General features: G+C 70.1%; 22 protein-coding genes, 2 tRNA genes and 1 pseudogene. 18 read left to right on the top strand and 7 right to left on the bottom strand.

The genetic code is table 11. The features are described from left to right. Positions 1 to 35 precede the first annotated feature (35 nt). Positions 36 to 494: a molybdenum cofactor biosynthesis protein MoaE gene (locus tag ACSMXX_RS09805; protein WP_473183650.1), complete on the top strand. Its 459-nt coding sequence runs from the start codon at positions 36 to 38 to the stop codon at positions 492 to 494. 537 nt (positions 495 to 1,031) lie between these two features. After that, complete coding sequence (locus tag ACSMXX_RS09800) at positions 1,032 to 2,126, top strand: YlbL family protein (RefSeq protein WP_473183649.1); 1,095 nt, start codon at positions 1,032 to 1,034, stop codon at positions 2,124 to 2,126. Positions 2,127 to 2,253: 127 nt separating this feature from the next. Here ACSMXX_RS09800 and ACSMXX_RS09795 read toward each other — a convergent pair whose 3' ends face one another. Further along, positions 2,254 to 2,826, bottom strand: coding sequence for a PPA1309 family protein (locus tag ACSMXX_RS09795; protein WP_473183648.1), 573 nt, complete (start codon positions 2,824 to 2,826; stop codon positions 2,254 to 2,256). Positions 2,827 to 2,887: 61 nt separating this feature from the next. Here ACSMXX_RS09795 and ACSMXX_RS09790 point away from each other — a divergent pair, with 61 nt between their 5' ends. The 4 genes from ACSMXX_RS09790 to ACSMXX_RS09775 all read left to right on the top strand — a co-directional run bounded on the left by ACSMXX_RS09790 (position 2,888) and on the right by ACSMXX_RS09775 (position 8,181). Further along, positions 2,888 to 5,821 carry a UPF0182 family membrane protein gene (locus ACSMXX_RS09790; protein ID WP_473183647.1) on the top strand — a complete coding sequence of 978 codons (2,934 nt, stop codon included), beginning with the start codon at positions 2,888 to 2,890 and terminating at the stop codon, positions 5,819 to 5,821. 87 nt (positions 5,822 to 5,908) lie between these two features. Continuing rightward, positions 5,909 to 5,982: transfer RNA gene (locus ACSMXX_RS09785), tRNA-Met, on the top strand. Positions 5,983 to 6,176: 194 nt separating this feature from the next. Then, positions 6,177 to 7,949 (top strand): tetratricopeptide repeat protein, encoded by a 1,773-nt coding sequence (locus tag ACSMXX_RS09780; RefSeq protein WP_473183646.1) that lies wholly within the window; start codon positions 6,177 to 6,179, stop codon positions 7,947 to 7,949. A 158-nt stretch (positions 7,950 to 8,107) separates the two neighbouring features. Continuing rightward, a tRNA-Met gene (locus ACSMXX_RS09775) sits at positions 8,108 to 8,181 on the top strand. A 124-nt stretch (positions 8,182 to 8,305) separates the two neighbouring features. On the opposite strand, the gene ACSMXX_RS09770 is transcribed toward ACSMXX_RS09775, so the two are convergent. Then, complete coding sequence (locus tag ACSMXX_RS09770; protein ID WP_473183645.1) at positions 8,306 to 8,722, bottom strand: Fur family transcriptional regulator; 417 nt, start codon at positions 8,720 to 8,722, stop codon at positions 8,306 to 8,308. Between the two features lie 128 nt (positions 8,723 to 8,850). Between ACSMXX_RS09770 and ACSMXX_RS09765 the strand changes: the two genes are divergently transcribed. Beyond that, on the top strand, positions 8,851 to 10,317 hold the full coding sequence (locus ACSMXX_RS09765; RefSeq protein WP_473183644.1) for a catalase: 1,467 nt from the start codon (positions 8,851 to 8,853) through the stop codon (positions 10,315 to 10,317). Between the two features lie 173 nt (positions 10,318 to 10,490). Here the strand turns inward: ACSMXX_RS09765 and ACSMXX_RS09760 are convergent, their stop codons facing one another. Together ACSMXX_RS09760 and hisN are read right to left on the bottom strand one after the other, a co-directional pair. Continuing rightward, on the bottom strand, positions 10,491 to 10,898 hold the full coding sequence (locus tag ACSMXX_RS09760; RefSeq protein WP_473183643.1) for a CBS domain-containing protein: 408 nt from the start codon (positions 10,896 to 10,898) through the stop codon (positions 10,491 to 10,493). 216 nt (positions 10,899 to 11,114) lie between these two features. Then, the gene (gene hisN / locus ACSMXX_RS09755; RefSeq protein WP_473183642.1) at positions 11,115 to 11,909 is read right to left on the bottom strand and encodes a histidinol-phosphatase; all 795 of its coding nucleotides are present in this window, start codon (positions 11,907 to 11,909) and stop codon (positions 11,115 to 11,117) included. Between the two features lie 234 nt (positions 11,910 to 12,143). Between hisN and ACSMXX_RS09750 the strand changes: the two genes are divergently transcribed. Beyond that, positions 12,144 to 12,734 carry a TetR/AcrR family transcriptional regulator gene (locus tag ACSMXX_RS09750; protein WP_473183641.1) on the top strand — a complete coding sequence of 197 codons (591 nt, stop codon included), beginning with the start codon at positions 12,144 to 12,146 and terminating at the stop codon, positions 12,732 to 12,734. Between the two features lie 87 nt (positions 12,735 to 12,821). Here ACSMXX_RS09750 and rsgA read toward each other — a convergent pair whose 3' ends face one another. The 3 genes from rsgA to ACSMXX_RS09735 all read right to left on the bottom strand — a co-directional run bounded on the left by rsgA (position 12,822) and on the right by ACSMXX_RS09735 (position 16,045). After that, positions 12,822 to 13,832: a ribosome small subunit-dependent GTPase A gene (gene rsgA / locus ACSMXX_RS09745; RefSeq protein ID WP_473183640.1), complete on the bottom strand. Its 1,011-nt coding sequence runs from the start codon at positions 13,830 to 13,832 to the stop codon at positions 12,822 to 12,824. Positions 13,833 to 13,846: 14 nt separating this feature from the next. Continuing rightward, a complete protein-coding gene (gene aroA / locus ACSMXX_RS09740; protein WP_473183639.1) occupies positions 13,847 to 15,223 on the bottom strand; it encodes a 3-phosphoshikimate 1-carboxyvinyltransferase in 1,377 nt (458 codons plus the stop codon). A gap of 108 nt (positions 15,224 to 15,331) precedes the next feature. Then, positions 15,332 to 16,045 carry a M50 family metallopeptidase gene (locus ACSMXX_RS09735; RefSeq protein WP_473183638.1) on the bottom strand — a complete coding sequence of 238 codons (714 nt, stop codon included), beginning with the start codon at positions 16,043 to 16,045 and terminating at the stop codon, positions 15,332 to 15,334. A gap of 123 nt (positions 16,046 to 16,168) precedes the next feature. Here ACSMXX_RS09735 and ACSMXX_RS09730 point away from each other — a divergent pair, with 123 nt between their 5' ends. From ACSMXX_RS09730 to ACSMXX_RS09685, 10 genes and pseudogenes are all read left to right on the top strand, one after another. Then, positions 16,169 to 16,987, top strand: coding sequence for an SOS response-associated peptidase (locus ACSMXX_RS09730; protein ID WP_473183637.1), 819 nt, complete (start codon positions 16,169 to 16,171; stop codon positions 16,985 to 16,987). Between the two features lie 193 nt (positions 16,988 to 17,180). Further along, positions 17,181 to 17,948: an alpha/beta hydrolase family protein gene (locus ACSMXX_RS09725; RefSeq protein WP_473183636.1), complete on the top strand. Its 768-nt coding sequence runs from the start codon at positions 17,181 to 17,183 to the stop codon at positions 17,946 to 17,948. A 248-nt stretch (positions 17,949 to 18,196) separates the two neighbouring features. Continuing rightward, complete coding sequence (locus ACSMXX_RS09720) at positions 18,197 to 18,847, top strand: sigma-70 family RNA polymerase sigma factor (RefSeq protein WP_070011062.1); 651 nt, start codon at positions 18,197 to 18,199, stop codon at positions 18,845 to 18,847. Then, positions 18,844 to 19,212 (top strand): mycothiol system anti-sigma-R factor, encoded by a 369-nt coding sequence (gene rsrA, locus ACSMXX_RS09715; RefSeq protein ID WP_473183635.1) that lies wholly within the window; start codon positions 18,844 to 18,846, stop codon positions 19,210 to 19,212. The genes ACSMXX_RS09720 and rsrA overlap by 4 nt, the downstream gene beginning before the upstream one ends. Positions 19,213 to 19,431: 219 nt before the next feature. After that, complete coding sequence (locus tag ACSMXX_RS09710) at positions 19,432 to 21,021, top strand: HD-GYP domain-containing protein (RefSeq protein ID WP_473183634.1); 1,590 nt, start codon at positions 19,432 to 19,434, stop codon at positions 21,019 to 21,021. After that, the gene (locus tag ACSMXX_RS09705) at positions 21,018 to 22,262 is read left to right on the top strand and encodes an HD-GYP domain-containing protein (RefSeq protein WP_473183633.1); all 1,245 of its coding nucleotides are present in this window, start codon (positions 21,018 to 21,020) and stop codon (positions 22,260 to 22,262) included. The genes ACSMXX_RS09710 and ACSMXX_RS09705 overlap by 4 nt, the downstream gene beginning before the upstream one ends. A 173-nt stretch (positions 22,263 to 22,435) precedes the next feature. Next, positions 22,436 to 23,434, top strand: a complete 999-nt coding sequence (locus ACSMXX_RS09700; RefSeq protein WP_473183632.1) for a hypothetical protein — start codon at positions 22,436 to 22,438, stop codon at positions 23,432 to 23,434. Between the two features lie 269 nt (positions 23,435 to 23,703). Then, the gene (def, locus tag ACSMXX_RS09695; protein WP_473183631.1) at positions 23,704 to 24,363 is read left to right on the top strand and encodes a peptide deformylase; all 660 of its coding nucleotides are present in this window, start codon (positions 23,704 to 23,706) and stop codon (positions 24,361 to 24,363) included. 230 nt (positions 24,364 to 24,593) lie between these two features. Continuing rightward, a pseudogene (locus ACSMXX_RS09690) lies at positions 24,594 to 25,340 on the top strand (D-Ala-D-Ala carboxypeptidase family metallohydrolase); the annotation flags it as partial. 61 nt (positions 25,341 to 25,401) lie between these two features. After that, positions 25,402 to 25,935 (top strand): hypothetical protein, encoded by a 534-nt coding sequence (locus ACSMXX_RS09685; protein WP_473183630.1) that lies wholly within the window; start codon positions 25,402 to 25,404, stop codon positions 25,933 to 25,935. The last annotated feature ends 14 nt before the right edge of the window (positions 25,936 to 25,949 follow it).

Raw genomic sequence — 25,949 nt, 5'->3', positions numbered from 1 at the left:
TTCCCCCGGTGCCGCGCTTGCGGCAGCATGAAGCCATGGCACAGAAGCACGATCACCCCGGCGAGCAGGCGGCGGCCGACCCGATCCGGCTGCTCGGCATCCGCGACGCACCGCTCTCCGTCGACGAGGTGTTCACGGCCGTCGGCGACTCCTCGGCGGGCGGCACCGCGCTCTTCGTGGGCACGGTGCGCGATCACGACGGCGGGACGGACGTCACCCGTCTGGGGTATTCGTCGCATCCCACTGCCGAGGCGGAGCTGCGTCGGGTCGCGGAGAAGACCGCCGCCGACTTCCCGGTCCGCGCGCTCGCGGCCGTGCACCGGGTCGGCGAGCTGGCCATCGGCGACCTGGCCGTGATCGTGGCGGTCTCCTGCCCTCACCGCGCGGAGGCGTTCGCCGCGTGCCACCGCCTCGTCGACGACCTCAAGCGCGAGGTCCCCATCTGGAAACACCAGACTTTCACCGACGGCACCGAAGAATGGGTGGGCGCGTAGCGCTCTCGTTGAGGGGCGGTCGGTCGGGTGGGCGCGTAGCACCCTCCCTGGGGGTTGGTTGGCCCGCGGAGTGGGCGGCTCGGAGTAGTGGCGTCACCGGGTGAGGCGATCGGCGCACCCGGACGGTGCACATTCCGGTTGCGTAACCGGATCCCGGGAAAGAGCGTTGTCGTGCCGGGAGTTAATCTGCTCATCGGCCGTTCTGCCCGGCAGGACTCGGTCGGACAGCGCATTTCACAAGGGGTCGGGAGGTCTTCATGGCGGCACTCTCCTGGTTGCTGATTCCGATCATGGCCGCGATCGCGGCCGGCGTCTGGGGCAGCTGGGCCAGTCGGCATCGGACGGGCATCCCCGACTCTGCGGGTGTCGCCGGTTACGAGCGCTTCCGCGCGGCGATGGAACGTTCACGCATGGAGGAGACCGCTGCCGGACACCGGCCGGAGCCTCCCGCGGAGCCAGTCGTGACAGCCGCCCGGCCGGTTGCGGATCCTCCCGCCCGGACGGCGGACTGACGGTCCCGTCCCGTACTGTCGTGCCATGCCACGACGCACCGCGACGATGCTCGCGTCCACGCTGCTTCTCATAGCGATGCTCTGTGCCGGGCTGCTGATCAAGGTGCCTTACGCGGAGATGTCGCCCGGGCCCACCGTCAACACCCTCGGTGAGCACGACGGCGAGCCGGTGCTGAACATCAAGGATCACAGGACGTACGACACGTCGGGGCATCTGAACATGACGACGGTCCGCGTCACGGCCTCCGACTACCGGATGAACCTGCTGGAGGCCGTCGGCGGCTGGCTGCAGCACGACAGCGCGGTGGTTCCGCATTCGACGCTCTACCCGGAGGACAAGTCGGCCAAGGAGGTCGACCAGCAGAACGCGGAGGAGTTCAGCGCCTCGCAGGAGAGCGCGAAGGTGTCCGCGTTGCGGGAGCTCGGGATCCGGGTCCCCTCGTACATCATCGTCGGCTCCGTCGTGAAGGACGGAGCCGCGGAGGGCAAGCTGCACGCCGGCGACCTGATCAGCAACGTCGACGGCAAGGCGGTGAAGGACCCCAAGGGCGTCGCGGACCTCGTGACCAAGCACAAGCCGGGGGAGAAGGTCAGCTTCACGGTCATTCCCGCGGCGAAGGTCAAGGCGGCCCAGAAGGCGGGGAAGAAGCCGTCGCCGCGCGACGCGGAGAAGATAACCGTCGGCACGAAGAAGGCGGGCGACGACGGGCGGGCGATCGTCGGCATCCAGCCCGCGACCGGTCACGCTTTCCCGTTCGACATCGACATCAAGCTCGCGGACGTCGGCGGTCCGAGCGCCGGTCTGATGTTCTCGCTCGGCATTGTCGACAAGCTGACCCGTGAGGACCTCACCGGCGGCTCCTTCGTGGCGGGTACCGGCACGATCGACGACAAGGGCAAGGTCGGGGCCATCGGCGGCATCCAGATGAAGACGGTCGCCGCGCGCGCCAAGGGCGCGAAGTACTTCCTCACTCCGGCCGCCAACTGCGCGACCGCGGCCAAGGACAGGCCCGCAGGTCTCACGCTCGTCAAGACGGGCACCATCGGCGACGCCATGGATGCGCTGGAGAAGATCCGCGAGGACGACACCGCCGGCCTCTCACGCTGCAAGGCGGGCTGAGGAAGGCGGACTGAGGGCGGCGTCGCCGCTCCCCAGGTGCAGTTCCCCGGCGAAGGAGCGCCCGTGTCACGGCCCTCCGTTGTCTCAAGGCCCCCTGCCGGTCAGGTTGCCCGGGAGCCTCCGCGGGTCACTCCTCGAATGTGGCGGCCAGGGCCTCGGCCAGCCCCGGCACCAGGCCGGCCCCCGTCAGCACCTCGGTCGCGCTGTCCTGGGCGCGCAGCCGCAGTGCCGATTCGCGCGTACCGTCCCGCAGCACGGCGACGGTGAGCCGGACCTCCTGACGTTCGGGGTGTTCGGCCACCCAGTCCGTGAGCTTCTCCTCGGCGCCTTCCCGCTGGAGTTCCTCCGGCACCGACGCCTCGGCCGACTGCGGGAGCATCAGCCGCTCGACCGTCATCGCGCAGCCCGCGACGGCTTCGGGCCAGGCGATCGTCGCCAGGAACTCGTCGAGCGGAGCTCCGGTCGGCAGTTCGTCCTGTTCCACGGGCGTGAGTGAGGCGGTGGCCTGCGCCGTGTCGTCGAAACCGAGCTGACCTGCGAGTTCGGGCTCTTCTGCGCGCAGCCGGGCGGTGTCGACCAGGGCGAACAGCCGGCTCGGCTGGTCCCAGCCCAGGCCTGCCGCGTACTCGTCGAGTTCCAGCACCGCTTGGGTGAGCGGGTCGGAGGCCAGGGGCGTGCCGTCGGTGGGGAGGTTGTCCATGGCTCTATCCTGCCCGCTTCCACCCCGGGATCGGGAACTGGGTAAAGCTTCGGTAAGTTGCATGAGTGGGCTTACGATGCGGGCCCGTTCCTTCACAGCGATCTTCGAGGTGCGCACCTTGGCTTTCCAGATGCCGGACCGTGGCTCAGGCGGCCCCTCAGGGCCACGGATCAGAGTGGGCCGGCCGTCCAGGCGCGCCCGTACGCTGCTGATGACCGTCGGCGTGCTCGCAGTGCTCGCCATGCTTTTCGTGATGTTCGCCGGGTTCTGGACCGACTGGCTCTGGTATCGCTCGGTGCAGTACAGCTCGGTCTTCACCAAGACGCTGTGGACAAAGGTCGGCATGTTCGCCGTCTTCGGCCTGGTGATGGCGGCAGCCGTCGGGCTGAACATCTGGATCGCGCACCGGCTGCGGCCCCCGCTCAGCGCCATGTCGCTGGAGCAGCAGAGCCTCGACCGCTACCGGATGAGCATCGCCCCGTACAAGAAGTGGGTGCTGCTCGGGGTCACCGCGCTCGTGGGGCTGATCGCTGGCGCCTCGGCGGCCGGGCAGTGGCGCACATGGCTGCTGTGGGTCAACTCCGTGCCGTTCGGCAAGACCGATCCGCAGTTCGGCGAGGACATCTCCTTCTACGCCTTCGATCTGCCCTGGTATCGCTTCCTTCTCAGCTTCGGCTTCGCCGCCGTGGTGCTGTCGCTGCTCGCCGCCGCGCTGGTGCACTACCTGTACGGCGGGCTGCGCGTGACGACGCCGGGCGCCCGCGCGACCGCGCAGGCCACCGGACACCTGTCCGTGCTGCTCGGCTTCTTCGTCTCCCTCAAGGCCGTCGCCTACTGGCTGGACAGGTACGGGCTGGCGGTGAAGTCCGGCGACTTCAAGGCGACGGACAACTGGACGGGTCTGAAGTTCGTCGACGCCAACGCCTATCTCCCCGCGAAGACCATCCTCTTCTGCATCGCGATCATCTGCGCTCTGCTCTTCTTCGCGACGATCTGGCGCCGCACCTGGCAGCTTCCGGTGATCGGCTTCGGGCTGATGGTCCTCTCGGCGATCCTCATCGGCGGGCTGTACCCGGCGATAGTCCAGAAGTTCCAGGTCCAGCCGAACGAGCAGGCCAAGGAGACGCCTTACATCAAGAAGAACATCAAGGCGACCCGTGACGCGTACGACATCGACGACTCCCAGGTGAAGGACTACTCGGGCACCAGCAAGGCCGGCAAGGAGCAACTGCGGGCCGCCGCCGACGACACCGCCAGCATGCGCCTGCTCGACCCGAACGTCGTCTCGCCGACCTTCCAGCAGAAGCAGCAGGTCAGGGGCTACTACCAGTTCCCCGCCGTGCTGGATGTGGACCGCTACAAGAGCAACGACGGCAGGGAGCAGGACACCGTCGTCGGTCTGCGTGAGATCAACACGGACGGCATCCCCGAGAAGAACTGGATCAACGAGCACTTCAAGTACACCCACGGCTACGGCATGGTCGCCGCCAAGGGCACCACCGTCGACAAGGACGGTGCGCCGTCCTTCACCGAGCAGGACCTGCCGCCCAAGGGCGACAAGGGCAAGTACGAGGGGCGCGTCTACTACGGCGAGAAGACCAACCAGTACTCGATCGTCGGCGGTCCGCAGAAGGAGCTCGACTACGCGGACGACTCGGGCGAGAAGACGTACACCTATGAAGGCAACAGCGGTGTCAACCTCTCCAACCCGGTCAACCGCGCCGCGTACGCCGTGAACTTCAACGAGCCGCAGATCCTCTACTCCGGAGCGATCGGCGAGGGCTCCCGGATCCTCTACAACCGGACGCCCAAGGAGCGGGTCGAGGCCGTCGCGCCGTGGCTGACGATCGACGGAGATCCCTACCCGGCGGTCGTCAACGGCCGGATCAAGTGGATCATCGACGCCTACACGACGTCGGACAACTACCCGTACTCCTCGCGCACGACCCTGGGCGACACCACGGAGGACTCGCTGACGGACGGTCAGCGTGCCGTGGTCGCCCGGCAGAACCGCGTGAACTACATCCGCAACTCCGTGAAGGCCACGGTGGACGCGTACAGCGGCAAGGTCGACATGTACCAGTGGGACAAGAAGGACCCGGTGCTGAAGACCTGGATGAAGGCGTTCCCCGACACGGTCAAGCCGAAGAGCTCGATCGGCAACGACCTCATGGACCATCTCAGGTACCCCCAGGACCTGTTCAAGGTGCAGCGCGAGCTGCTGACCCGCTATCACGTCAAGTCGCCGTCGCAGTTCTACAGCGGCAGTGAGCGCTGGCAGATCCCGGACGATCCGACGACGACTCAGCGGAGTGCGGTACCGCCGTACTACCTGAGTCTCCAGATGCCGGACGAGAAGAAGCAGACGTTCTCGCTGACGACGACGTTCAACCCCAACAAGCGGGAGACGCTGGGCGCGTTCATGGCGATCGACGCTGATCCGCGCAGTCCCGGGTACGGCAAGATCAAGATGCTGAAGCTGCCGTCCAACACGACGGTCTCCGGGCCGTCGCAGGTGCAGAGCAAGTTCAACTCCGATCCCGCGATCGCCGAGTCGCTCAACCTGCTGAAACGTGGCGACTCGGAGGTCGAGTACGGCAACCTGCTGACGGTGCCTCTGGAAGGCGGCCTCCTCTACGTCGAGCCGGTGTACGTGCGCGGTGCCGGCACGAACTACCCACGCATGAGGAAGGTTCTGGTCACCTACGGAGAGCGCATCGCCTTCGAGGACACCCTCGGCCAGGCCCTCGACAAGGTCTTCGACAGCAAGGGCGCGCCCTCGGAGGAGACCGATCCCGGCGAGCAGCCTCAGGATCCGCCGTCGTCCGGTGACGCCTCGGTGCGCGAGGCGCTGAAGAACGTGCAGGACGCCTACGACGCCGGTCAGGACGCGCTGGAAAAGGGCGACTGGAAGGCGTACGGCAAGGCGCAGGAGGACCTCAAGGCGGCCATCAAGGAGGCGCAGGACGCCGAGGAGGCCGCCAAGAAGGAGTAGCCGACCGCACCCGGGAGGCCACTGGGAGGCCAGGCCGGCCCGGGTGCGGAGCACTCCGTACCGTGGTGTAGAGTTGTCACACAACGGCGCGGGGTGGAGCAGCTCGGTAGCTCGCTGGGCTCATAACCCAGAGGTCGCAGGTTCAAATCCTGTCCCCGCTACTGAAGTCGAAGGGCCCGGATCCTCAAGGATCCGGGCCCTTCGCGTGCGTCAACGTGTCACACCTCAATCCCCTTTCGTGGCAGGCGGTTTGAGGTGTCTCTCTGTCGGGAAGTCGACAAACCTCTGAAGTGACCTCACCCGGTGGTGGTATTCCAGGTGTACGTGGGTTGCGGGTGGTGCGAACATGGGGTTTATGGGGGACAAGGTGAGGCTCGAAGCTCCGCCGGGTACCGGTACGGGCCGGGCTGGTGTTGACAGCAGGGCCGAAGACGTAGAGGACGTCGGTGCGTTGAGCGTGCTCGGCGCCCAACTGCTGCGCCGTGGCGATCTCGACGGGGCGGAGGGGCCGCTGCGCTCCGCCACCGCGGCCGGCGACCGTGCCGCTGCCAACAATCTGGGCGTTCTGCTCCACCAGCGGGGGAGCACGGATGAGGCCGCGGGCTGGTGGCGCGTCGCCGCGGTCGCCGGTTCGGCTGCGGCAGCACACGCGCTCGGGCGGCACCACCGGGAGTGCGGCGACGAAGTCGCGGCGCACTACTGGCTGTTGCACGCCGCCGAGTGCGGGCACGCGCTGGGCGCCTACGCCTTGGCGGACCTGCTCGATCACCGTGGTGAGGACGGCGCGGAGGCCTGGTTCCGTGCTGCCGCCGAACAGGGCCACCGTGAAGCCGCGTACAGGCTCGCGCAGATCGTCAGCGCCCGTGGGGCCGATGTCACCGCCGAGGGGGAGCAGAGCGACGAGGCGGCGGAGGCCCAAGTACGCGAGGCCGAACAGTGGTTCAGGCAGGCTGCCGCGCGCGGCCACCGCCGTGCCGCGCTCCGTCTCGGGGCCATCCTGGAGCGCCGCGGCGAGCTGAAGGAGGCGGGCCGCTGGTATCTCACCTCCGCGAAGGAGGGCGAGCCGCGTGCCGCCTGCGCGCTGGGCTTCCTGCTCCGGGACGCGGGCGACGAGGAGAGCGCTGCGGTCTGGTGGCGCCGTGCCGCCGAGGAAGGCGACGGCAACGCCGCGAACGCGCTGGGCGCCCTCCACGCCGACCGAGGCGAGCGCCAGGCCGCGGAGCGCTGGTATCGCGTGGCGCTCGAAGCAGGCTGTGACAACGGCGCGTTCAACCTCGGGCTGCTGTGCGCGGCTCAGGGCCGTACCGCACAGGCCGAGCAGTGGTATCGCCGTGCCGCGTACGCCGGCCACCGCGAGGCGGCCAACGCGCTCGCCGTGCTGCTCCTGCAGCGCGGCGACGCAGACGGCGCGGAGCCCTGGTTCTCCAAGGCGGCGGAGGCGGGCAGCATCGACGCCGCGTTCAACCTGGGCATCCTGTACGTCGGCCGGGGCGATCACCGTACGGCCCGGGTCTGGTACGCGCGGGCGGCCGCAGCGGGGCACGCGGAGGCCGCGCTGCAGGTGGGCATCGCGCTCTTGCGGGAGGGCGACGAGCAGGGAGCTGAGGCTCAGCTGCGCTGTGCCGCCGGCGGCGGAAGCGTCGAGGGCGCCTTCCGGCTGGCCGTGCTCCTGGAGCGCCGGGGCCGGCAGGAGGCGGACGGTACGGGTGCGACGGCGTCCGTGAGCAGCCGCGACGAGCACGAGGAGTGGTACGAGCGCGCGGCCGAGCAGGGGCACAGGCGTGCGCAGGTGCGGCTCGGCATGTGTGTGGCGGCGCGCGGGGAGATCGTCGACGCCGCCCGCTGGTACCGGGCCGCGGCGGAGGCCGGCAGCCCCAACGGGGCTTTCAACCTCGGTCTGTTGCTGGCCCGCGAGGGCAGCGAGCCGGAGGCGGCCCTGTGGTGGACCCGCGCCGCCGAGGCGGGACACGGGCGCGCGGCGCTCCGTCTCGCGCTGCTGAGCGCGCGCCGGGGCGAGCTCGAGACGGGGCAGCGCTGGTGCGCCAGGGCGGTCGAACTCGGTCCTGCCGAGGTGGCCGGGCGTGCGGCCAAGCTGCGTGACGCTCTTCGGTCGGAGCTGACCGCCTGACCGGCCGCCCCCACCGCCGGACGGACCGCCTGACCGCTGAGGCGGTGGACGACCGTGCGGCGGGCCGGGCCACGTGCGCTCATGCGCGGGCCCGGCCCGGCTGTACGGAAGCGATTTGCACTGGTCGTCGGCGCAGGGTTAGAGTTACGGCACAACGGCGCGGGGTGGAGCAGCTCGGTAGCTCGCTGGGCTCATAACCCAGAGGTCGCAGGTTCAAATCCTGTCCCCGCTACTGAAGTCGAAGGGCCCGGATCCTTGAGGATCCGGGCCCTTCGCATGTGCCAAGTGTGCAAGCCGCTCCTGTCAGGCCCGCCGGGTTCGCCGCGATCCGCGCCGCGGCCAGCGGAGAGACGGCGTCAGCCGGCGGCGCACTGGGGACAGGTGCCCCGGTAGGTGATCGTGGCGTCCGAGATCTTGAACCCGAAACGCTCGGTCTCGGGAAGGCCGGCCAGCGGGTCACCGGAGGGGTGCACGTCACGGATCGTGCCGCACTGCGAGCAGACCAAGTGCTGATGTGTCCTGCGGGCGTTGGGGTCGTAGCGCTTCGCGCGGCCGTCCGTGCTGACCTCGATCACCTCTCCGATGGAGACGAGCTCGCTCAGCGTGTTGTAGACGGTGGCGCGTGCGATCTCCGGCAGGCGCGCGGCGGCGCGCGCATGCACCTCGTCGGCCGTGTAATGCACGTGCTCGCCGTCGAGTACTTCGGCGACGACTCGCCGCTGCGCGGTGAGCCGCCAGCCACGGTCCCGGAGCCGCTCCAGCAGGTCGCTCATACGTCAACCCTAGCAGTGCGGGCGTCCGGGAAAAGAACCCGTATGGAAGTAGTCGCCTTCTTGACTTAGACAATGTCCAATGTAGGATCGGCTCAAGCTCAGCCCAGCACAGCAAGCAGGAGGAGTACGTGACGGTGCAGGACAAAGCCACCGGTCCGCTGACCACGGAAGCCGGCGCCCCGGTCGCGGACAACCAGCAGACCCAGACCGCGGGCCCGGGCGGGCCCGCCCTGATCCAGGACCAGCTCCTCCTGGAGAAGCTGGCCCACTTCAACCGCGAACGCATCCCGGAGCGCATCGTCCACGCCCGCGGCGCGGGCGCGTACGGCACCTTCACCGTGACCGCCGACGTGACGCGGTACACGCGGGCGAAGTTCCTCTCCCAGGTCGGCAAGGAGACCGAGACCTTCCTGCGGTTCTCGACCGTGGCCGGCAACCTCGGGGCGGCGGACGCCGTGCGTGACCCGCGCGGCTTCGCGCTGAAGTTCTACACCGAGGAGGGCAACTACGACCTCGTCGGCAACAACACCCCGGTCTTCTTCATCCGGGACGCCATCAAGTTCCCCGACTTCATCCACACCCAGAAGCGCGACCCGTACACGGGCTCGCAGGAGGCGGACAACGTCTGGGACTTCTGGGGTCTCTCGCCCGAGTCGACGCACCAGGTGACCTGGCTCCTCGGGGACCGCGGCATCCCGGCTTCGTACCGTCACATGAACGGCTACGGTTCGCACACCTTCCAGTGGAACAACGCCGACGGCGAGGTCTTCTGGGTCAAGTACCACTTCAAGACCGACCAGGGCATCAAGAACCTCACCAACGAGGAAGCCGAGATCCTGGCCGGCAAGGACCCGGACAGCCACCAGCGGGACCTGCGCGAGGCCATCGAGCGCGGGCAGTTCCCGAGCTGGACGGTGCAGGTGCAGATCATGCCTGCCGCGGATGCGTCGAGCTACCGCTTCAACCCGTTCGACCTGACCAAGGTCTGGCCGCACGACGACTACCCGCCCATCGAGATCGGGAAGCTGGAGCTCAACCGCAACCCGGAGAACATCTTCGCCGAGGTCGAGCAGTCGGTCTTCTCGCCGCACCACTTCGTGCCGGGCATCGGCCCGTCCCCGGACAAGATGCTCCAGGGGCGGCTCTTCGCGTACGGGGACGCCCACCGTTACCGCGTCGGCATCAACGGCGACCATCTGCCGGTGAACCGCCCGCACGCCACGGCCGCCAACTCCCACGGCCGCGACGGCGTGATGTACGACGGCAGGCACGGCGGCAGGAAGAACTACGAGCCCAACAGCTTCGACGAGACGAAGCAGACCGACAGGCCGCTGTGGGAACCGGTCGCGGTCGCCGGGCTCACCGGTGACCACGTCACCCCGTCGCACACAGAGGACGACGACTTCGTACAGGCGGGCAACCTCTACCGGCTGATGCCGGAGGACGCGAAGCAGCGCCTGATCGACAACGCGGCGGGGTTCATCGCGAGGGTCACGCGCGAGGACATCGCCCAGCGCGCGATCGAGAACTTCCGCAAGGCGGACGAGGACTACGGCAAGCGGCTGGAGGCCGCGGTACAGGCCCTGCGCGGCTGATCCGGCAGCTCGCCGTAAGAAACCGGAGGGACCGCACCGCCGTGCGGTCCCTCCGGTGTTGTCCCTGGTCCTGGTCCTGGTCCTGGTCAGGCCGGTGATCGTGGCCGGCTGGGTCCTGCTTGTGCCTGTTCGGTGAGTTCCTGGATGGCCGGGCGCATGCAGCGACGCTCAGCTCACACCCCGACGGTCCCCACGGTCTGCGCTCTTGCGGTCCAGCAGCGCACGATGTCCCGTACGGAGACGATCCCGACGGGCTCCTGTCCGCGCAGCACGATCAGGTGGCGGAACCCGCCGTGGGTCATGGCCTCGGACGCCTGCTCCAGCGTCCACTCCTCCGCCGCGAAGACGACGTCGGTCGTGGTGTGTGACTGGGCCGTCTCCTGGTCGGGGTCCTGGCCCGCTCCGAGGGAGTTGAGGATGTCGCGCTCGGTCAGGATGCCGAGCCCGCTGGTGTCGGGGTCGAAGACCACGGCTGCGCCGACCCGACGGGCCGACATCAGAGCTGCGGCCTGGCGGAGTGTGTGGGCGGGACCGATGGTGAGGACGACCGTGGTCATTGCGTCTCGGACGAGGGTGGGCATGTGCGTGGTCCACCTCCTGGAGAAATCTCTCCCGCTCGAGAAGAGATTCACAAGGTCACAAGCTTACGGATCCTTATGTTCACACGGCTTCGGGACCACAACAAGGGCACATGCACCGGCAGGGGAGCGCGCGGTTCCCCGCACCGCGCTCGGGTTTCGCGCAGCGTTGCTGACAGGTTTCGTGCAGGCGTGCTGACAGGCGCACCCGAAGGCGCGCTAAGCCGTCAGGTAGGTGAGCACTTCCTCATGCAGCAGGCCGTTCGAGGCGAGGGCGTTTCCGCTGTGCGGGCCCTCCCTGCCGTCCAGGCCGGTGAACATGCCCCCGGCCTCCTTCACGATGATCGCGGGGGCCGCCATGTCCCAGAGCGAAAGCTCGGGTTCGGAGCAGGAGTCCACCGAACCCTCGGCGACCATCATGTACGGCCAGAAGTCCCCGTAGCCCCGGGTGCGCCAGCAGTCGCGAGTCAGTTCGAGGAAGCCGGGGAGCATGCCGCGTTCCTCCCAGCCGTGCAGCGAGGAGTACGCGAAGGACGAGTCCCGCACGGTCTCGACCCGCGAGACGTGGAGACGTGTGGCCTGCGAGAGGCTGCGGCCCGTGTACGCGCCGCCGCCCTTCGCCGCCCACCAGCGCCGGTTGAGCGCCGGGGCCGAGACCAGCCCGACCACGGGCTGGTCGCCGCCCTCGCCCAGCTCTGTCAGGGCGATCAGCGTCGCCCAGACCGGGACTCCGCGAACGTAGTTCTTCGTTCCGTCGATCGGATCGATGATCCAGCGGCGTGAACCGTGGCCCTCGGTGCCGAACTCCTCGCCCAGCACGGCGTCGCGCGGGCGCGTGCGCTTGAGCGAAGTACGGATCAGCTCCTCGGCAGCCTTGTCGGCCTCGCTCACCGGAGTCAGGTCCGGCTTCGTCTCGACCTTGAGATCGAGAGCCTTGAACCGCTCCATCGTCGCGGCGTCGGCGGCGTCGGCCAGTACGTGGGCGAGACGCAGATCATCGTGGTAGTCCGGCATGTGTGAACAGTATCTACCCACCGGATACCCAGCCACAGGGCAGTGCCACCGGGAAGCCATGCGAGTGCCGCCCATTCGCTCCGACGGACGGGACGGCGGCGAACGGGCGGTCCCGGCAGGGCCGGCGGCAGGCTCCTGACCGGCGACTGCGACCGGTGTCCGCACGCTGTCTTGACAGGACTTGGCGACGCGTCAATTCTGTCCCGCACCCCAGCCGCCGGGTCCGGAGGCACGATGCCTACTGCACGCGAGACATTGCTGGAAGCCGCACACACGGCCGTCGGCACACAGCCCTGGACAGGAGTGCGGATGGTGGACGTCGCCACCGCCGCCGGTGTGTCCCGGCAGACGCTCTACAACGAGTTCGGCACGAAGGAAGGGCTCGGAGCCGCCCTTGTGAACCGCCTGGTCGACGGTTTCGTCGAGGGCGCGGTACGGGCTGCCGCCGAGGGCGGACGGGGAGGCGCCGATCCCGCGGCCTCCTGTGCGGCCGCCGCCGCCTGGATGCTGCGGACCGCTCGCGACGAACCGATCGTCCGTGCTGCGCTCACGGGATGCTGGGGCACCCCGATGCCGTTGCCTCCGGAGAGCGTGTCCGCCGCCCTACGCCCCGGAGAACCGGGAACGCTCGCCGCCACGCTGTGCGAGCGCATGATCGACGGGCTCTCCCAGAACGGCTCCTCCGGCAAGCTTGGCCTGGCGTGTGAGGCGGGGGTGCGGATCGCGCTGTCGTTCGTGGTCGCGCCGTCGGCCGGCCGACGGGACGAGGAGGCGGTCGGTCAGATCCGTGAAGTGGTGGGGGCGTTGATGGCGCAGCCGCGCTGAGCCGCGTTGAGCTGCACCGCCGCCTCTGCCCTGCCCCTGTCTGCCTTCGCCTCCGCTTCCGCGCCGCCGGTGCGCTGCTGCGCATCGTCAGTCCCCTTCGTGCCGATCCCGCGTCGCCAGCAGCCGGCGCAGCGAGTACAGGCGCTGCGGGTCGGCGTGGCCGTCCGCGACCCACTGATCGAGGGCGCAGTCCGGCTCGTCGTGACTGCAGGCGCGCGGGCACCCGGCGGTACCGGGTTCGAGGTCGGGGAAGGCTCCGATGACCCGCGACGGGTCGACGTGGTGGAGCCCGAAGGAGCGGACACCAGGAGTGTCGATCACCCAGCTTCCCTCTCCCGGCAGCGGCAGGGCGAGTGCGGAGGTCGTCGTGTGGCGCCCCCGTCCGGTGACCGCGTTGACGTGGCCGGTGGTGCGCTGCCGATCCTGGGACACGAGGGCGTTCACCAGGGTGGTCTTGCCGACGCCGCTGTGACCGACGAACACGGTGATCCGCCCGTACAGGGATTCCCGTACGCGCTCCGCCGCATCGCCGACGGCCAGTTCGTCGCGGCTGGTGACGACATGGGGCACTCCCAGGGGCGTGTACTTCTCCAACAGCGGCCCGGCCGGGGCGAGATCCGCCTTGGTCAGCACGAGCAGCGGGTCCAGCCCGGCGTCGAAGGCGGCGACGAGGCAGCGGTCGACCAAGCGGGGCCGCGGCTCCGGGTCGGCGAGCGCGGTGACGATGGCGAGCTGGTCGGCGTTGGCGACGACCACGCGTTCGTACGGGTCGTTGTCGTCGGCCGTGCGCCGCAGTACGGATGTGCGCGTCTCGACGCGGACGATGCGCGCGAGGGTGTCCTTCTCGCCGGACAGATCGCCGACGACGGCCACCCGGTCCCCGACGACGACGCCCTTGCGCCCCAGCTCACGGGCCTTCATCGCGGTGACCGTGCGGTCCTCGACGAGGCAGGTGATCCGGCCCCGGTCGATGGTGAGCACCATGCCCGGTGCGGCGTCCTCGTGCTTGGGGCGGTCGTGCGTGCGCGGACGGCTTCCCCTGCGGCCAGGACGTACGCGGATGTCGTCCTCGTCGGTGTGCTTGCCGTAGCGGCGCATCGCCCGGCCCGTCCTCAGGCGCTCTCTTCGACGCGCGTGCCGTCGCCGGCCTGCGGGCCGCCTGCGCCGGGGCCTGCCTGGCCCAGCATCGCCGCCCACATGCGGTCGAAGTCCGGGAGGGTCTTGCCCGTCGTGGCGATGTTCTCGACCTGTACGCCCTCGACCGCCAGGCCCAGAAGGGCACCGGCCGTGGCCAGGCGGTGGTCGTCGTAGGTGTGGAAGACGCCCCCGTGCAGCGGGCGGGGCCGGATGCGCAGCCCGTCCCCGGTCTCGGTGACGTCGCCGCCGAGGCCGTTGATCTCCTTGGTGAGCGCGGCGAGCCGGTCCGTCTCGTGCAGCCGCAGATGGCCCACGCCGCGCAGCACCGACTCCGACTCGGCGAGGGCGGCGACGGCGGCGATGCCGGGGGTCAGCTCGCCGACGTCGCTCAGGTCGACGTCGAGCCCCTGGACGCGGCCGCTTCCGGTGAACGTCAGCCCGCGCTCGTCCAGTTCGCAGGAGCCGCCCATCTCCGTGAAGATGCCGCGCAGCGCGTCGCCGGGCTGGGTGGTCTGCTCGGGCCAGTCGGGGACGGTGACGCGCCCACCGGTGATCAGGGCGGCAGCCAGGAAGGGCTGCGCGTTGGAGAGGTCGGGCTCGACCACCAGGTCACGGCCGAGCAGAGCTCCCGGGGTGACCCGCCAGACATCGGGCTCGCCGCCGTCCTCGGGTGCGTCGACCTGCGCCCCGGCCTTGCGGAGCATGTCGACCGTCATGCGGATGTGCGGCGCCGAGGGCAGGGCGCCGCCGGTGTGACGCACCTCCACGCCCTGGTTGAAGCGCGGTCCGGACAGCAGCAGCGCGCTGACGAACTGGCTGGAGGCCGAGGCGTCGATCTCCACGGTGCCGCCGGCGAGGGAACCCCCGCCGTGCACCGTCAGCGGCAGACGCCCCCGGCTGTCGTCGTCGACGCGGGCGCCCAGGGCACGCAGTGCGTCGATGACGCCGTGCAGCGGACGTTCGTACGAACGCGGGTCGCCGTCGAAGCGCACCGGGCCGTCCGCCAGGGCCGCGACCGGCGGGAGGAACCGCATCACCGTGCCCGCGTTGCCGACGTCGACGGTGGCCGGGCCGTGCAGCCCGGCGGGAATGACGTGCCAGAACTCGCCGGCGCCGTCCGGGCCGACGCCCTCCTCGACGTGCACACCGAGCGCCCGCAGGGCCGCGGCCATCAGCAGGGTGTCCCGCGAACGCAGCGGGCGGCGCAGCCATCCGGAGTCGGCGGACAGGGCGGCGAGCACGAGACCGCGGTTGGTGACCGACTTCGACCCGGGCACGGCGACGGTCGCTTCGACGGGTGCGTCTGCGAACGGTGCGGGCCACAGAGCGGCGGAGGCGGTTTGCTCGGTCATGAGATTCACCTTAGTCGTTCGCCGGACACGCCGGTCGTGGCGTATCCGGCGACGGAGCGCCCCCGCGGAGCCTCCGCGGCGCAGCTCACAGGCCGTACGGCCGCGGGTTCACAGCCCGAGCAGCCAGCGGCCGCCGCCGGTCAGCGAGCACAGCGAGACCGCGTGGAAGAGCACCAGCCAGACCAGGGCGGGTACGTGGGTGAGCCGCGAGAGCTGGTCCGCGTCGGAGTCCGGGGCACCGCCGCGGCGGCGCTTCCCCTGGAGCTCGAATACCGGCCGTACGCCCCCGAGCAGCAGGAACCAGACGACGACGTATGCGAATCCGGCCTGCACCTGCGGCTCGGTCAGCCAGGAGATCAGGACGAAGAGGCCGCCGGTGAGGAAGACGGTGAGCACGCCGTAGGCGTTGCGGATCATCGCGAGCATCGCCAGCAGCAGCGCGGTGGCGCTCCACAGCAGGAGCGTTATGTGGTTCGCGGCCAGCAGCCACGCACCGCCGAGGCCCAGCAGGGAGGGAGCCGTGTAGCCGGCGGCCGCGGTGAGGACCATGCCGATGCCGGTCGGCTTGCCGCGGGAGAGGGTGAGGCCGGAGGTGTCGGAGTGGAGCCGGATGCCCTCGAGTTGACGTCCGGACAGCAGGGCGATGAGGCCGTGCCCGCCCTCGTGCGCGATGGTGACCGCGTTCCGTGACAAGCGCCACACGCCGTGCGGCACGACCGCCGCGAGGGCTATGACGGCGGTGGTGAGGACCAGCCACTGGTCCGGGTCCGGCTGCGTGCCGAAGACCCGGTCCCACAGGCCGGCGATGCTCGTGGTGTCCATTTCTGTCCTTCGTCCTCCCCTGCCCCGCGCGTGTGCGCTGCCCGCACACCCTCTCCCAGAACGGAATGTGCTTCTCCGTGAACGCGGGGCGCTTCACATCAGTGCCGTGGCAGTGTGGCACTTATGTGCGGACGCTATGCAGCAAGCCGGAGACCCGAGGACCTCGTCGCGCTCTTCGGCGTGGAGATGACGGACCCCCAGGAGACCCTGGCGCCCGACTGGAACGTCGCCCCGACGAAGCAGGTGCACGCGGTCCTCGACCGCCCCGTGAAGGGCCTGGACGATCCGCGGCCGGTACGGCAGTTGCGGACTCTGACGTGGGGGCTCGTACCCAGCTGGGCCCAGTCGCCCGAAATGGGCGCCAAGATGATCAACGCCAGGGCGGAGACGGTGCACGAGAAGCCGGCCTTCCGCCGGCCCTTCGCCGCCCGCCGGTGCCTGCTCCCGGCTGACGGTTATTTCGAATGGTGTACGGCAAAGGGAGAGCTTCAGCTGGAGCAGGAGGGGAGGAGGAAGCGGCCGCGGAAGCAGCCGTACTTCGTGACGCCTGCGGACGGTTCCGTGATGGCGATGGCCGGGCTCTACGAGTTCTGGCGCGACGGCACGCTGCCGGACGACCACCCGAGGGCCTGGTGGGCGACCTGCACCGTGGTCACCACCGAGGCGGAGAAGGCCCCGCTGGTGGGGGACACCGGCGAGGACGGTCCGGAGTCGCTGGCGGACATCCATCCGCGGATGCCGCTGATGGTGCTGCCGGAACGCTGGAACGCCTGGCTGAATCCGGCGCGCAGGTCGCAGGAGGACCTGCGGGCGCTGCTCCAGCCGCCGCCCCCGGGGACGATGCGTGCGTACCCGGTCTCCACGGACGTCAGCAACGTACGCAACAACGGTCCCGACCTGGTCAGGGAGTGGACCGGACCCGAGGTCGGCACGCTGTTCTGACGCGGGGCGGGGCCCACGGCCGCCGGCCGACGGCCGATGAGGACCGACCACCGGCCACTGACCACCGGCCACTGACCACTGACCACTGACCACTGACCACTGAAATGACCACCGACCAGTGCCGCTGACCACGGACCGGGCCGGACGGGGACGGGGACGGAATCGGGGACGAGACGGGGCAGGATGGCTTTCCATGACCAAGAGAGCCGCAGCCGCCGGACACGGCGTACCCGCCGGGCAAGCCCGGAAGACGGGGAACACCGCGAAGACGGGGAACACCGCGAAGACGGGAAGCACGGCGAGCCCCGCCACGGACGCCCGTACCGTCCCGACCCCGGCCGGGGATGCCCGTATCACCTGGCACCACTCCGCCCGTGCGGCACACACGGTGCTCGCCCTGGGCCACGGCGCCGGCGGCGGAATCGAGGCGCGGGACCTGCAGGCGCTCGCTGCGGCCCTGCCCGCGACGGGAGTCACGGTCGCGCTCGTCGAGCAGCCCTGGCGCGTGGCCGGCAAGAAGGTGGCTCCCGCGCCGAAGACGCTCGACTCGGCATGGTGTGAGCTGTGGCCCGAGCTGTGCTCACCGGGGCTTCCCGTGGTCGCGGGCGGGCGCAGCGCAGGCGCGCGAGTTGCGTGCCGTACGGGCCGGGAACTGGGCGCCGGGGCCGTACTCGCGCTCTCCTTCCCGCTCCATCCCCCGGGGAAGCCGGAGAAGTCCCGCGCCGGCGAGCTGACCGGCACGGGGCTGCCGGTGCTCGTGGTGCAGGGCGGGCGCGATCCCTTCGGCCGTCCCGGCGAGTTCCCCGAGGGCACCCGGATCGTGGAGGTGCCGGACGGTGACCACGGCTTCGCCGTGCCCAAGCGCGCGGAGACCGGGCAGGAGGAGGCGATGGACGTCCTCACCGACGGTGTCGCCGGCTGGCTGGCGGGGCTCTCCCTCCCGCCCGTCGCGGACCGGTGATGACTGGCGGGCGCGGGAATGAACACCCGCCCGGGATGTGTTCACGGCAGAGTCAGAGTAACGAGACCAAGGGAGCCGTCAGTATGGGTTCTGTCGCTTGCCCGCAGCGTCCGAAGGCCGCTGACCTGGACTGGGCCACGGTCGCGCTTGCCGGCGGGACGACAACCGGGGCGGCGCGCGGAGTGGAACGTCGTCTATTCTCCGATTCGGGCGGGTCCGCTACCGGGCTCGCCGTAGCACCGGAGGAGGTGGGTCCGGTCACCGGGACCGAAGACGGCGGAAACGCCGGGCAGGAGACCGAGGCGGAGCGCAGCGCGCGCTTCGAGCGGGACGCGTTGAACTACCTCGACCAGATGTATTCGGCGGCGCTGCGCATGACGCGGAACCCGGCGGACGCCGAGGACCTGGTCCAGGAGATGTACGCGAAGGCGTACGCCTCCTTCCATCAGTTCCGTGAGGGCACCAACCTGAAGGCCTGGCTGTACCGGATCCTCACCAACACCTTCATCAACTCCTACCGGAAGAAGCAGCGCGAGCCTCAGCGCAGCGCTGCGGAGGACATCGAGGACTGGCAGCTCGCGCGCGCCGAGTCGCACATGTCGACCGGCCTCCGCTCCGCCGAGGCGCAGGCCCTCGATCACCTGCCGGACTCCGATGTGAAGGAGGCCCTCCAGGCCATCCCCGAGGAGTTCCGCATCGCGGTGTATCTGGCGGACGTCGAGGGGTTCGCCTACAAGGAGATCGCCGACATCATGGGCACGCCCATCGGCACGGTCATGTCCCGGCTGCACCGCGGCCGGCGGCAGCTTCGCGGCATGCTGGAGGACTACGCGCGTGACCGCGGGCTTGCACCCGCGGGTGCCGCTCAGTCGCACGACGGGAAAGGTTCGGGCTCATGAGCTGCGGAGAGCCGCACGAGACGGACTGCTCCGAGGTGCTGGACCACCTCTACGAGTACCTGGACCGGGAGATGCCGGACAGTGACTGCGAGAAGTTCAAGGAGCACTTCGACGAGTGCTCTCCCTGCCTGGAGAAGTACGGCCTCGAGCAGGAGGTCAAGAAGCTCGTCAAGCGCTGCTGCGGCCATGACGACGTGCCGTCGGATCTGCGCTCGAAGGTGATGGGGCGCATCGAACGTATCCGTGCGGCCGAGGCCGCGGGCGCCGAAGTCCCGGGCGGTCAGGCCGAGTCGGACGCGGGCGGCGAGCCGTCGCAGTCGCCCCCGCCGTCGGAGTCCGTCTCCGGGCGCAAGAAGTACGCGTGACGCGTGGTGCGGAGGCGCCGCCGCCGCACCCGACGCGTTTCGCCTCGATTCGCCGTGTCAGTACGGGAGTTGGGGCTGCCCCACCCGTACATTCGGCCTCTTCTCACTCAAAGGTGTGAGAACTTCCTGTCCCGAACGGACCATTGAGCGGATGAGGCCCCACTCGCGCCACTGCCGTCCTATTCTCCCCTTCCAACGTGGTACGGGGAGGAGTTTCCGATGCGTGCAGGGCGAGCCGGCCTGCCGTGGGGGGCGCGTGGGCTCATCGCGTGTGCTGCGTCCGGCGCGCTGAGCTGTGCGGGCCCCGCTCTCCTGGATCTTCCCCGCCTCGAATGGGGCGTACTGCTGCCGCTGACCGCGCTCTACGCGATCTGTGAGTACGCGCCGCGCTGCCCGCTGATGGGCCACAAGGTCCCCGGGAACATGGGTGCGTTCTTCCCGGTGCTGCTGACCGCCGCCTTCCTGCTGCCCCCCGCTGCCGCCGCGCTCGTACCGCTGCCGGGTGCGCTGATCGGCCGCGTCGAGCCCGGCCACGCGGCCGCTCGCCGGACCTGGCACGCGGCTCAACTGGCCCTTGCGGCCTGGGCGTCGGCGCAGGTCTGCTCACTGCTGGGCGGCAGCCTGTCGGTCCCGTCCGGTGGCGGGGGTCCCGCCGTCGCGGGTCCGGCGCTCGTCCCGTTCGCGGAGGGCTTCCCGGATGTGCTGTGGGCGGCGGCCGCCGCCGCTCTCGTCTTCTGCGTCGTGGTCACGGCACTGGACGGCGCCGTTCTGGTCGCCGCGGAGCGGTGTGCGCTGCGTGCGGCCTGGCGCGGACAGTTCCAGCGGGCGGCGGCGCCTCATCTGCTGCACGGGCTCGTCGGGCTGATGATGGCGGTGCTGTGGCGTAGCCCGTACGGACCGGCGGCGGCGTTCTTCGTGCTGCTGCCGATGTACATCTGCTGCTGGGTGTTCGCCCAGTACCACCGTGAGCGCGGGGCCCACCAGTCCACGATCCGGGCGCTGGTGCAGGCCGTCGACATCAAGGACCGCTATACGCGCGGTCACAGCGAACGCGTCGGCCGGGCGTCCGTCCTGATAGCGCGTGAGCTGGGCATGGACGACGAGCGGACGGAGGCGCTGCGCTTCGCCGGAATCCTGCACGACGTCGGCAAACTCGGCGTGCCCACAAGGCTGTTGCGCAAGGACGGCCCGCTCACCCCCGAGGAACGCCGCGTCATCGAGCTGCATCCTGAGTACGGGCACGAGATGGTGCGCGGCATCGGTTTCCTCGGGGAGGCGCGTGACGCGATCCTGCACCATCACGAGCGGCTCGACGGCAGTGGTTATCCGTACGGGCTGACGGGCGCCGAAATCCCCGAGTTCGCACGGGTGGTGGCGGTGGCGGACGCCTTCGACGCTATGACCTCCACGCGCAGCTACCGCCGGGCACGGCCGGTCGGGACGGCGGTGGCCGAGCTGGAGCGGTGCGCGGGAACGCAGTTCGACCCGCGGATGGTGTCGGCGCTGGCACGGGCCCTGGACCGGCAGGAATGGTCGCCCGCCGTCACAGCCGACCGGCCGGGCGGAAACGTACCGGCAGCGCGTGAGCGGGGCGAGCGGGGCGAGCGGCCCGAGGCGCGGGGCGAGCGGCGTGACCCGAGTGCGGCGCGGGGCGAAGGGGCTGCGAACGGTGCCGGCGGCGGCAGCGGTTCCACCGGGTCCAACGGCGCCGACCGCGGCAACGGCTCCAACGGCGCCGCCGGTTCCGCGAGTTCGGCACCTCCGTCCCACACCGCCGAGGAGGCCGGCGCGGGGCGGCCCTCGCCATGAAGTACCTCGTCGCGCTGAGCCGTGCGTCCGCCGTGGTCCTGTGCTGTGCCGCGCTCGGCGTCACCTTGTGGCGCGGGCTCGAACAGCCGCTGGTGGCGCTGGCGTTCGCCGCCGTCATCGCGGTCGGCGAATCGGCGCGCGTTCGGATGCCCGGCCGTGACCACGACGGACGCGCGCCTACGAGCGCACCGCTGGGCGCCGCCGGCGCACTCGGCTACGCACTGCTGGGCGAGGTGGGCGGACGGGACACCTCCCACGGCGCCCTGCAGGTCGTCGCCGTCGTGATCGTCGCCGCGCTGGCCGGCAGTGCGCCCCGGGTGGCGCGAGGCCCGTCCCTCGACCTGGACCACGCGATGCGCGGAGTGCTCGCTGTCGGGTTCGCCGCCACATGCTTCCAACCGCTCTACACCTCGGGCGTGTTGGCGCACTGGGTGGGGCGCGGACCGTACTACGCGCTCTGCCTGCTCGCCGTCACACTGCTCACCGGTCTGTGCGACGCATGGCTGGCCGCCGTCTTCGCCGCGGGCAGTACGGGCAGACCCGTCGTACCGCTCCTGCGCGGCCAGTTGCGCGCCCGCGTCGGCATAGCCCCGGCCATCGGCGCGACGGGCGCGGTGATAGCGCTCGCGGTGGCGGTCGCCGGACTGTGGGCACTGCCCGTCTTCTGCCTGCCGCTGCTGCTCACGCAGTTCTCCTTCCGCCGGTACGCGACCGTACGCGGCACGTACCGGCAGACGATCGCCTCGCTCGCGCGCTCCACCGAAGTGGCCGGCTACACACCGCACGGGCACGCGCGCAGGGTCGCCGAGCTGAGCTGTGCCGTCGGCCGCGAGCTGGGGCTGACGGACCCGGAACTCACCGTGCTGGAGTACGCGGCGCTCATGCACGACATCGGCCAGCTCTCCCTCGTGGATCCGGTCGCCTCGGGCGCCACCGAAGCGCTCGACCCCGAGTTGCAGCGCCGCATCGCCCTGCTGGGCGGTGCCGTGGTGCGGCAGACGGGAGTGTCCTCGGAAGTCGCCGTGGTGGTGGAACGGCAGGCCGATCCTTTCCGTGAGCAACCCCTTACAGCACGTATCGTCCGCGCGGTCAACGCGTACGAGGACATGGTCGCCGGGAATGCCTCCATGGAGGGTTCGTTGCGGGCCCTGGAGCGGCTCAGGCTGGGGGGCGCCCGTGACTACGAACCACGCGTCGTGGAGGCCCTGTCACGCGTGGTGTCCCGCGGTACGAGGGGTTGACGCCGGGTAGTGAGCAGGCCCCCGCGCGGGCATGGTTGGATGCGAGAGGGGAACTCCGTACATGGCGCCCACCGTGCTCAAAGCGGGCACGGGGCAGCGGGACGACAGGGCGCCGGGAGCAGGTGCGAGCGCGAGAGCAGCCGGTCAACAGGCGGGAATCAGGCGGGAACATCGTGAGGATCTTCGGCAGGGTGAGGCACCGTCCCTCCGCCTCTTGGCGGCAGGCGACGGACCGTGCCTTCACGCTCATCGGGGACGGACGGTACGAGGACGCGGACGAGCTGCTCACGCAGGCCGCCGACCTCGAACCGTGGCTGTCGGAGTCCTGGTTCAACCTCGCGCTGCTGCACAAGTTCCGGCACGACTGGGAGCAGGCCCGCACCGCCGGCCTGCGCGCAGTCGCACTGCTGGAGCGGCAGACGGGCGCTCCCGACTGGTGGAACGTCGGCATCGCCGCCACCGCACTGCAGGACTGGCCGCTCGCCCGGCGCGCGTGGCAGGCGTACGGGCTGCGCGTGCCCGGGCAGTCACACACCGCGGCGGTCGCCGAGCCGGCCGGCATGCAGCTGGGCAGCGCGGCGGTACGGCTCTCGCCCGAGGGCGAGGCCGAGGTCGTATGGGGACGGCGCATCGACCCGGCACGCGTCGAGGTCCAGAGCATCCCGCTGCCGTCCTCCGGGCGTCGCTGGGGCGAAGTGGTGCTCCACGACGGGGTGCCGCACGGCGAGCGCACCACGGAGGGCGGCCCGTCCTACCCGGTCTTCGACGAGATTGAGCTGTGGGCCCCCTCACCGGTGCCCACCTGGGTGGTGCTGCTGCAGGCCGCCACCGAGGCCGACCGGGACGCGCTGGAGCGGCTGGCCGCGGACGCCGGCTTTGCCGCGGAGGACTGGTCCTCGTCGGTCCGGCTGCTGTGCCGTACGTGCTCCGAGAGCAGGATGCCCGCCGACGAGGGCGACGGTTCCGCGCACGTCGATCCGCACGATCACAGCTCGCCGGGGCACCCCGGCCCGCTGGGCCACATGGCTCCCGGGGGTCCCGGGGAGCTGTGGGTGCCGGAGCGTGAGTGCGGGCTGGCGGCCCCGGGCGGTCTCGTGCGGGGGCTGCTGGACAGCTGGGCCGCGGACAGCCCGGACACGCGTGAGTGGCGTGATCTGGAAGAGGTCTGCTGAGCGCTGCCGGCCCGTCCTCTGTCGTCACGTCCCGGTCGTCACTGCCCGGTCGTCACTGCCCGGTGGTCGCACCCCGGTGGTCAGAGCCCGGTGGCCGCACCCCGGTGGTCGCACCCCGGTGGTCAGAGCCAGGCCGTCCCGCCCAGGTGATCACGGCCCGGCGGTTCGGCCGGCCCCGGGGCTCCACTCGGCGGTCCCGGACGGGTGCGCCGTGCCTCCGGCTACGCTGTGGGGCGACGGTTCAGGTGGCGAGGAAGGCAAGCGGCGGAATGGCGCGACAGCAGCAGGAGATCAGCGGGGAGACTGTGGCGGAGGCAGCCGCGACGGCCGGTTCGGGCTTCGTGGACGACACCAGGGACTGCGAGGCGCGCGAGAACGCCCACCGTGAGCGCGGCACGGCACGACCGATCACCGTCGTCGGAAACCCTGTGCTGCACAAGGAGTGCCGTCAGGTCACCGCGTTCGACGACGAACTGGCCTCGCTCATCGACGACATGTTCGCGAGCCAGCGCGCCGCGGAGGGAGTCGGCCTCGCGGCGAACCAGATCGGCGTCGACCTGAAGGTCTTCGTCTACGACTGCGTGGACGACGAAGGAGTGCGGCACGTCGGCGCGGTCTGCAACCCGGTGCTGGACGAACTCCCCGCGGCGAGCCGCAGCCTGGACGACTCCAACGAGGGCTGCCTGTCGGTGCCCGGCGCCTACGAGGCTCTCGCGCGCCCCGATTACGCCGTCGTGCGCGGGCAGGACGCGGAGGGCAAGCCTCTCGCCGTCGAGGGCACGGGCTACTTCGCCCGGTGCCTGCAGCACGAGACGGACCATCTCTACGGCTACCTCTACATCGACCGGCTCTCGAAGCGGGAGCGGAAGAACGCCCTGCGGCAGATGGCCGAGGGCACGCCGCGCTACGAGACCGTGCCCAACGAATAAGCGGGAACGGGACCTTCCGCCTCGTCACAGCAGGACATGACATATGTCAGCCGCCCGGCGCCATCGGCGCCGGGCGGTGCTCGTGATGTCCTCGCAGCCCCTCCGGCCTGCTGCGTCTGCCGGTGATCGTCATTCAATGGCCTTGTCCATTGGCATTTCCTGGCAGTTGTTGACGCCTTCTTATTGTCACGACAAGCTCTGGGGCACTCCCCACATCTCATGGAGGCACCATGCCCCCCCGACGTACGGTCAGGACCGTGCTGGCTCTTGTCATGGTCGCGGCAGCTGTTCTGGTGGGTTCGGCCGCTGTGGCCACCGCCGGCCCCGCGGCCCCCAAGGACGGCTGCTTCACCTGGGACCGGGACCTCGCCGAAGGTGCTTCCGGGGACGACGTCAAGCAACTGCAGGTAAGGGTCTCCGGCTACCCGGCGAGCGGTGAAGTCATCGCCGTCGACGGGGAGTTCGGGCCCGGGACGAAGGCTGCGGTCACCCGCTTCCAGGAAGCCTGGGGGCTGAGCGCCACCGGCAAGGCCGACGCGGCCACGTACAACAAGATCTACGAGCTGCAGGACGACGACTGTTCGCCGGCCCACTTCTCATTCGCAGAGCTGAACAACTGCAACTCGGACTGGAGCGGCGGAGCCGTCAGCGCCGCGGAGGCCAAGTCCAACGCGCTGCGCACGATGTGGAAGCTGGAGGCCATGCGGCACGCCCTCGGCGACGAGTCGATCAGGGTCACCAGCGGCTTCCGGTCCAAGGCGTGCAACGACGACGTGGGCGGGGCTCCTTCGAGCCGTCATCTCTTCGGTGACTCGGCCGACCTCGGCGCCGGACCGCACTCGCTCTGCACACTCGCCAAGGAGGCGCGCAACCGCGGCTTCCACGGCATTCTCGGGCCGGGCTTCCCGGGCCACGACGACCACACGCACGTGGACCACCGCTCCAGCAAGTACTGGGACGCCCCGGACTGCGGCGTCACCTCTGAATTCCCACGAACTACCAACGCCTGCTTCATTCCAGGAAGGAACCAACCCCCCCATGAACAGAAAGATCGCTCTGCGCGCGGCAGTCGGCGGTTCGGCGATGGCACTCGCGATCTTCTCCACCGCGTACGTGGCGGAGGCGACGACGACCGCCGAGCCGAAGGACACGGGCGCGCTCGCGAAGATGAGCCACTCCGCGGCGGCGAAGAAGCTCAGCGACGCGGGCATCGGCATCCGCTCCAGCGGCGGCTGCTCCGACCGCAACAACCCCAGCTGCACGTCGCTCGAGCAGGTCAACTCGGAGTCGATCGACGGCGCCATCACGCTCAAGGGCGCCAGCAAGTGCGACCTGACCGTCACCGGCGGGACCGAAACGGGCCACGCCAGCGGCGAGTTCAGCCACTGGAACGGCTACAAGCTGGACTTCGCGATGACGGGCTGCCTGAGCAGCTACGTCAAGAACACCTTCACCTCCATCGGTGGAAACAAGTGGAAGTCCGGCTCGGGGAACATCTACTTCGACGAGAGCAACCACTGGGACGTCACGTTCCACAACTGCGGCGGCTGCCTGGACGGCGGCAAGGGCTGACAACAGTCAGTACG

Source organism: Streptomyces sp. DSM 116795 (assembly GCF_055792905.1).
The sequence above is the reverse complement of the archived record's forward strand: the minus strand, read 5'-3'. Positions and strand labels throughout refer to the sequence as shown.